Annotated in this window: 6 protein-coding genes and 1 pseudogene; 2 read left to right on the top strand and 5 right to left on the bottom strand. The window is 70.9% G+C overall.

Annotated features, from left to right (window positions below; genetic code table 11):
* A pseudogene (locus MHW47_RS04885) lies at nucleotides 1–896 on the top strand (serine/threonine protein kinase); the annotation flags it as partial.
* 71 nt (nucleotides 897–967) lie between these two features.
* Here the strand turns inward: MHW47_RS04885 and dnaN are convergent.
* The 4 genes from dnaN to MHW47_RS04865 all read right to left on the bottom strand — a co-directional run bounded on the left by dnaN (nucleotide 968) and on the right by MHW47_RS04865 (nucleotide 5,705).
* On the bottom strand, nucleotides 968–2,110 hold the full coding sequence (gene dnaN / locus MHW47_RS04880; protein ID WP_239221367.1) for a DNA polymerase III subunit beta: 1,143 nt from the start codon (nucleotides 2,108–2,110) through the stop codon (nucleotides 968–970).
* Between the two features lie 145 nt (nucleotides 2,111–2,255).
* Nucleotides 2,256–3,152, bottom strand: coding sequence for a glycoside hydrolase family 19 protein (locus tag MHW47_RS04875; protein WP_239221366.1), 897 nt, complete (start codon nucleotides 3,150–3,152; stop codon nucleotides 2,256–2,258).
* 186 nt (nucleotides 3,153–3,338) lie between these two features.
* Nucleotides 3,339–4,229 carry a glycoside hydrolase family 19 protein gene (locus MHW47_RS04870; protein WP_374230055.1) on the bottom strand — a complete coding sequence of 297 codons (891 nt, stop codon included), beginning with the start codon at nucleotides 4,227–4,229 and terminating at the stop codon, nucleotides 3,339–3,341.
* A gap of 192 nt (nucleotides 4,230–4,421) precedes the next feature.
* Complete coding sequence (locus tag MHW47_RS04865) at nucleotides 4,422–5,705, bottom strand: adenylosuccinate synthase (protein WP_239221365.1); 1,284 nt, start codon at nucleotides 5,703–5,705, stop codon at nucleotides 4,422–4,424.
* A gap of 186 nt (nucleotides 5,706–5,891) precedes the next feature.
* Between MHW47_RS04865 and MHW47_RS04860 the strand changes: the two genes are divergently transcribed.
* A complete protein-coding gene (locus tag MHW47_RS04860) occupies nucleotides 5,892–6,743 on the top strand; it encodes a diacylglycerol kinase (protein WP_239221364.1) in 852 nt (283 codons plus the stop codon).
* A gap of 42 nt (nucleotides 6,744–6,785) precedes the next feature.
* Here the strand turns inward: MHW47_RS04860 and MHW47_RS04855 are convergent, their stop codons facing one another.
* A complete protein-coding gene (locus MHW47_RS04855; protein ID WP_239221363.1) occupies nucleotides 6,786–7,334 on the bottom strand; it encodes a GbsR/MarR family transcriptional regulator in 549 nt (182 codons plus the stop codon).
* Nucleotides 7,335–7,427: the final 93 nt, after the last annotated feature.

Here is a 7,427-nt window from a genome sequence, read left to right as displayed (position 1 = left end):
CCCCCGGTCAGCCCGCCCCGGGCCCGGTCCCCGCGCCGCCCGTCGCGGCCGGGCCCGCCACCCCGCGGAGCGGGCCCCCGCCCGTCGCGCCGCCGCCCGGCTACGGCCACCCGCACCAACCGGCCCAGCCGCAGCACGTCCAGAGCTACGGCCACCCCCAGCAGCAGCTCCAGCACGGCCAGGGCTACGGCTATCCGCTGCAGCCGAACCCGGTCCACGGCTACCCCTACGGTTACCCGCAGCAGCCCGGCCCGGGTGCCACACCCCCGTACGGCCCCGGCTACCCCACCGGCATCCAGCACCCGGCCCCCGCTCCGGAACCGGCCCGCAGGCGCCGGGGTCCGACCATCGCGCTGATCGTCGTCGCCGTGCTGGTGGCGATAGGAGCCGGCGGGTCCGTCTACGCGCTCATGAACGACAGGGGAGACAGCCCCGGGCCGAAGCCCACCCGCTCGGCCGGCCCCACCCCGACCGAGACGGTGGAGGTCTCCCCCTCCCCCGACATCTCCACGAGTCCGTCGCCCGACGACGTGGAGGGCGGCATCCCCGAGGCCTACCTGGGCTCCTGGTCCGGCAGCATCGACAACGCCACCGGGCATTCCACCCGGGAACTGGTCATCCGGCAGGGCGAGGTGGGCGACGTCGTGCTCACCCTGACCGCCGAGGGGCCGCTCTCCGGCGGCGGCACCTACCACTGCGTCTTCGAGGCGGCCCTGACGGAGGAGGCCGCCACCGGCGAACCGGTCAGCATCGGCCCGTCCACCGTCACCCAGGGCGAGCCCGCGGCCTCCTGCTCCCCGGGCGCGCCGACCACACTCACCCTGCTCCCGGACGGCCGGCTGAGCCGTGAGAACACGTCCAGCGGCGAGAAGCTCACGTACACGAAGACCGGCTGACGAGCCCTCGGAGCGGGCGGGGCCGCCGGTGCCGGCAGGAGTTCCGGCACCGGCCGTCCGCGCCCGCGTCCTCACTGGACCAGCGGCCGGACGGACATGAGCAGGTGCTGGTGGACCGTGTCCCCCGCTCCGTCCGCGGCGGCCGCCGCGTCCTCGTGGTCCGGGTGCCCGGTGATCATGGCGCGCTGGCCCTGGCCCATCAGCTGGAACCGGACGACCGGGGTGTCGAACGAGGCCAGCGCGTCCATCAGGTACGACGGGTTGAACGCGACGGTGATCTCGTCGGTCCCCAGGAGCGCGGCGGGCAGCCGCTGGGAGGCGACGTCGTCCTCGTACCCGGCCTGGAGCAGGACGGAGTCCGAGGCGAAGGCGAACTGGAGCGGGCTGTCGCCGTCCGCCACCACCGCGACCCGTTTCACGGCCTCGACCAGCGATTCGCGTGCCGTCACCGCTCTGACCGGCCGGTCCAGCACGAACAGCTTGTCGTGGCGCGGGAGTCTGCCGTCGAGCAGCCGGACCGTGGTGCGCATGCCCTCCCGCTCGAATCCGGCCGAGCCGCCGTCCAGGGCGAGGCGGACCGTACCGGGGCGGGCCCCGACCGAGCGGGCGATCTCGCTGAGCCGGCGGGCCGAGACGACGACGTCCGCCGTGACGCCGTCCGCGGCAGGCCGCCAGTCGAGCGTACGGACGGCGAAGCGGTAGCGATCCGTCGCCGCCAGGGTCATCCGCTCACCGTCGAGGCCGAGCCGGATGCCGGTGAGCGTGGGAAGGGTGTCGTCCCGGCCGGCGGCCACCGACACATGAGCGACGGCCGCCGCGAACTCCTGTCCGTCCACCTCCCCGAGGACTTCCGGCAGCGGCGGCAGCGCGGGGTAGTCGTCCAGCGGGAGGACCGAGAGGCCGAAGCCGGCGCCCCCGCTCCTCACCGTGAACCGCGAGCCCTCGACGGCGCACTCCACCGCCCCCTCGGGCAGCACCTTGCACACGTCCAGCAGCCGGCGGCCCATGACCAGGACCTTGCCCGGCCGCTCGGTGCGGGCCACGGCCTCGATGCGGGCGGACGCCTCGTAGTCCAGGCCGGAGATGCTCAGTCCGCCGTCCGCCGCCTCCAGCAGCAGGCCGCCCAGGACGGGCACGGGGGACCTGGCGGGCAGTACCCGGGCGGCCCAGGCCACGGCATTCGCCAGTTCGCCGCGTTCGATCCTGAATTCCATCGTGGTGACCTCTTCCCTCGTGCGCCGACCGCCGCCCGTGCCGCTGACTGACGCTTCCGACGCTAGGGGCCACCACTGACAACGCGAGGGGGGATGCCTCCGGCCACGAGGCCGGAGGCATCCCCCACACGAGTGAACTCGTCGGTCAGCAGCTCAGGTTGGAGCCGGGCGTGGTGCCGAGAATCTGCACGAATGCCTGGTACTTGTTGACGCGGCTCTGGACCTGGGCGGGGTTGCCGCCGTTGCACTCCAGCGACCCGTTGATGGAGCGGATCGTCTCACCGAAACCGGCGCCGTTCACCATGGCGTTGTGCGCGGTCATGGTGCCGGGGCCGTTCTGGGTGTTCCAGTACCAGAGGCCGGTCTTCCAGGCCACGGCGGAGTTCTGCTCGACCAGGTACGGGTTGCCCAGCAGGTCGATGCCGAGCGCGTCCCCGGCCGCCTTGTAGTTGAAGTTCCAGCTGAGCTGGATCGGACCGCGTCCGTAGTACGCGGCCTGGCCGGCCGGGCAGCCGTAGGGCTGGCTGCTGTCGCAGTAGTGCGGGTAGTTGGCGGTGTTCTGCTCCTTGACGTACACCAGTCCGCCGGTCTCGTGGCTGACGTTGGCGAGGAAGGCGGCGGCCTCCTGCTTCTTCACGGTGTCGCTGCCGGTCTTGGCGAAGCCCGGGTAGGCCCCCAGGGCGTCGACCAGTCCGCTGTACGTGTAGAAGGAACTGCGGTTGGGGAACATCTGGTTGAACTGCGCCTCGCTGACCACGAAGCCGGAGGGCGTGCCCGGATCGCCGGGGTCCGTCCCGCCACCGCTGCCGCACGCGCCCTTGTCGGACCAGACGTCGGAGCTGCCGGGCTTCTCGTTCTGCGTCCACCACTTGGCAGTCCAGTTGTGCCCGTTGTACGAGGCCGTGCCGCCGCCGGTGTAGACGGAGCCGGCACTCCAGGGGGCCGCGCAGTCGGCGGCCGATGCCGTGGTGGCGGGAAGTACGACGACTCCCGCGACAACCGCGCCCAGCGCGGCGAGCAGGCCCATGATGCGTCGGTACATCTGCACACTCCTTCGTCGCGGCGCACGACTCGTCGCGGTGCGCCGCTGTGGGGGGTTGCCGTCACTCAAGCGCGATTGGTCTGGACCTGTCAAGGTCTGGACCAGGCAAATTGACCCCAAGGAGCGAAAAACCCCGGAACCTGTCCGCGATGCGGGACCGCGGCCGTTCCGGGGTTTGAAAAGGCGTCAGCAGGTGAGGTGCGAGCCCGGGTCGACGCCGATGACCTCCGTGATGTGCTCGTACTTGGCGGCCCTTGCCCGCACCGAGCCGGGGTTGCCGCCGTTGCACTCCAGCGAGCCGTTCAGCGAGCGGATCGTCTCACCGAAGCCCGCGCCGCCGACCATGGCCTCATGGGACGTCATGGTGCCGGGGCCGTTCTGCGTGTTCCAGTACCAGAGCGCGGTCTGCCAGGCGACCGACGGATCGCGCTCCACCATCCACGGGTCGTTGAGCAGATCGAGGCCGAGCGCGTCACCGGCCGCCTTGTAGTTGAAGTTCCAGCTGAACATGATCGGACCGCGCCCGTAGTACGCGGACTGGCCCGCCGGACAGCCGAACGGCTGGCTGTAGTCGCACTTGATCCAGTAGTTGTCCTCGTTGATCTCCTTCACGTATTGCAGGCCGACCGATTCGAAGTCGGCGTGCGTCAGGAACGCCGCCGCCTCGCGGCTCCTGGTCTGCTCGGTACCGGTGTTGGCGAAGCGCGGGTACGCGTGCAGCGCGTCGATCAGCCCCTGGTACGTGTAGAAGGGGTGGCGCTTGGGGAAGATCGCGTCGAACTCCTCCTCGCTGATGACGAAGTCGGACACTCCCCCCGTGCACGCGCCCCCGTCCGCCCAGACGCTCGTGGCGCCCGGGTTCTCGTTCTGCGTCCACCACTTCGCCGTCCAGTTCCGGCCATGATGCGAGACGGTTCCGCCCGCCGTGTAGGCGGTCGAGGACTTCCACAGCGGTGCGCATGCCCCGGACGCGACGGTGTCCGAGACGGTCGGCGCGGCAGCGGCGACGCCGGGCAGGAAGGCCGCGGTCGCGACGACCGCGCTCAGTACGGTCAGGATGCTCTTGATGCGGTTCAGAGCTGCTCACTCCTTCGACGAGGACGGGCATGGCTCGCCGCACACCTCGGCGGGCGGGCCGTACGGGCACCCTGCACCCAACCGTCGCTGGTCTGAACCTGTCAAGGTCTAGACCAGCCTGCTCCCCCGGGCCCTCGCACGCCGGAGGGCCGGGGCTCAACCGCCGCCCCGGCCCTCCGCACACCCCTGCGACTACAGGAAGGAGTTGATCTCGATCGTCTCGGTACGGCCGGGGCCGACGCCGATGGCGGAGATCGGGGCGCCGGACATCTCCTCCAGCGCCTTCACGTACGCCTGGGCGTTCTTGGGCAGGTCGCCGAAGGTCTTCGCCTTGGTGATGTCCTCCGACCAGCCCGGCAGCATCTCGTAGACGGGCTTCGCGTGGTGGAAGTCGGTCTGGCTGTACGGAAGCTCCTCGACGCGCTTGCCGTCGATCTCGTACGCCACGCACACCGGGATCTGCTCCCAGCCGGTCAGCACGTCCAGCTTGGTGAGGAAGAAGTCCGTGAGGCCGTTGACCCGCGTCGCGTACCGCGCGATGACCGCGTCGAACCAGCCGCACCGACGGTCACGGCCGGTGGTGACACCGCGCTCGCCGCCGATCCGGCGCAGCGCCTCGCCGTCCTCGTCGTGCAGCTCCGTCGGGAACGGGCCGGCGCCGACGCGGGTGGTGTACGCCTTGAGGATGCCGATGACGCGCGTGATCTTGGTCGGGCCCACGCCGGCCCCGGTGCAGGCGCCGCCCGCGGTCGGGTTCGACGAGGTGACGAACGGGTACGTGCCGTGGTCGACGTCGAGCAGGGTGCCCTGGCCGCCCTCGAACAGGACGACCTTGCCCTCGTCGATGGCGTTGTTCAGCACGAGCGTCGTGTCGGCGACGTACGGCTTGATCTGCTCCGCGTACTGGAGCATGTCCTCGACGACCTTGCCGGCCTCGATGGCGCGCCGGTTGAAGACCTTGGCCAGAAGCTGGTTCTTCTGCTCCAGGGCCGCCTCGACCTTCTGCTCCAGGATCGACTCGTCGTAGAGGTCCTGGACGCGGATGCCGACCCGGTTGATCTTGTCGGCGTACGTCGGGCCGATACCGCGCCCGGTGGTGCCGATCTTGCGCTTGCCGAGGAACCGTTCCGTCACCTTGTCGACGGTGACGTTGTACGGGGTGATCAAATGAGCGTTACCGCTGATCAGCAGCTTCGACGTGTCCACGCCGCGGTCGTTCAGCCCACTCAGCTCGGAGAGCAGGACCGCCGGGTCGACGACGACACCGTTGCCGATGACGGGGGTACATCCCGGTGACAGGATGCCGGAGGGGAGGAGATGCAGTGCGTACTTCTGGTCGCCGACGACCACCGTGTGGCCGGCGTTGTTGCCGCCCTGGTAGCGCACCACATAGTCCACGGAGCCACCGAGGAGGTCGGTGGCCTTTCCCTTGCCCTCGTCACCCCACTGAGCACCGAGCAGCACAAGTGCGGGCACAGGCGTACACCCCTTCCGGGCGGGGCATGTCCAAGGTCAGGGGGCGTACGAGAACGCCGTACATGCCGTACGTCGTTGTACGGCACAGTCCGAACCGTCGAACCGGTTGCCCCGGTATAGACGAAACCCCTGGCGCAATAGCGCAAGGGGCTCTTGCACCAAGATGCTACCCGAGGAAGGTCCGAGGTGTCGGCTGCCCAGCCCCCCGGTAACGGCGCGCCCCATCTGCTGGTGGTGGTCGATCCGGTCGCCCGCCGGACGGACGGCGAGTCCGTACGCATCGCCAAGGACGTGCTGAGCGCGGGCTCGCACGCGAAGATCTGTCTGCCGGACAGCCCCGGCGAATTCGCCCGCGCGCTGTCCCGCCGGGGCGGCCGGCGGCCGGTGGTGATCGGCGACGACCGGGCGCTGCGGCGCGCGGTGTCCCTGCTGCACCGGGAGCGGGAGGCCGCCCTGAGCGCTCTGTCGCTGATCCCGGTGGGCGCGTCGGACACGCTGGAGCTCGCCCACTCGCTGGGGGTGCCGAGCGGTGCCGTGGCGGCGGCGCGCACGGCCCTGGACGGGGCGGTGCGCCGGCTGGACCTGCTCGTGGACGACAGCGACGGCGTGGTCCTGGGGGCGCTGCGCATCCCCGCGCTGATCGGTGCGCCGGGGACCGGCGCCGACCGCTCGGGGGTGACCGCCGTGTGGGACACCTGCCGCTCCCTGGTGCGCACGCTGGTGCGCCCCGCCCCTCCGGAACCGCCGACCGCGACGGCGACGCACCGGTTGCGGGTGGAGGCCGACGGCGTCGTGCTGAACGACCTGGACCGTCCGGTCGCCTCGGTGACGGTGACGTCCGGATGCGGTGACGAGGGTGTGGCCGCCGTGACGATCGACGCGCCGGACACCGCTCCGGTGGTCGCGGAGGCGAAGGCCGTGACGGTGTCGGGGGCGGACTTCCGCTACCGGGCGGACATACAGGTCGCGGGGCCGGTGCGGACGCGGACGTGGACGGTGCGGGCGGGGGCGTGGGGGCTGGTGCTTCCGGCGGGGTGACGCGGGCTTCGGGGGCGCGGCACCCCCGGGGCGGGGCCTTCGTCAGGCGTCCGCACCGCTCGTCGGCAGGTCGAGGGTTTTGCGGTACTCGTGCCAGCGGCCCATCATCCCCTCCAGCTCCGCCTGCAGGAACTCGAAGAAGGCCGCCGTCTCGGCGATCCGGGCACCGGCCGGGGTGTGCTCGCCGAGCGTGCGCGCGCCGTCCCGGAGGGTGCGCTCCCAGCGGGTGAGCACCTGGTCGCGGCTGGCGAAGGTGGTGTACCAGATCTCGTTGTGCAGGCGGTAGCGGTCGCGGCGCGAACCCGGTTCCCGTTCGCGCCCGACCATGCTGACCTGGGTCAGGTAATTGATCGCGCCGGACACGGCGGCCGGGCTGATCTGCAGGGCCAGGGCGAGCTCCGCCGACGTCATGGAGGCGTCGTCGTCCGCGAGCAGGGCGGCGAAGACCCGGGAGGCCATGCGCTGCATGCCGGCCTCGGTCATCTCGGACGCGAAGCGTTCGACGAAGCGGGCGACCGCCTCCGCGTCGCGGTCCTCCGGCCTCCGGACCTCGGCTTCCGGTGCGCTCTCCGCTGCGGATTCGCCGCTCATGCCGCTCCACTCCCTGTGTGGCCACCGTCTGTCACTCCTTCGAGTTTATACGCTTCCTTAACTTCATAAATTTGTGAAAGTAGCGTATGTTCA

This window comes from Streptomyces sp. OfavH-34-F (assembly GCF_022347745.1).
GTDB lineage: Bacteria > Actinomycetota > Actinomycetes > Streptomycetales > Streptomycetaceae > Streptomyces.
This window is presented reverse-complemented; position numbering and strand designations above follow the sequence as displayed.

Coding starts and splice junctions, on each gene's coding strand:
- dnaN (WP_239221367.1), bottom strand. CDS start 2,110: ATGGAATTCAGGATCGAACGCGGCGAACTGGCGAATGCCGTGGCCTGG.
- MHW47_RS04855 (WP_239221363.1), bottom strand. CDS start 7,334: ATGAGCGGCGAATCCGCAGCGGAGAGCGCACCGGAAGCCGAGGTCCGG.
- MHW47_RS04875 (WP_239221366.1), bottom strand. CDS start 3,152: ATGTACCGACGCATCATGGGCCTGCTCGCCGCGCTGGGCGCGGTTGTC.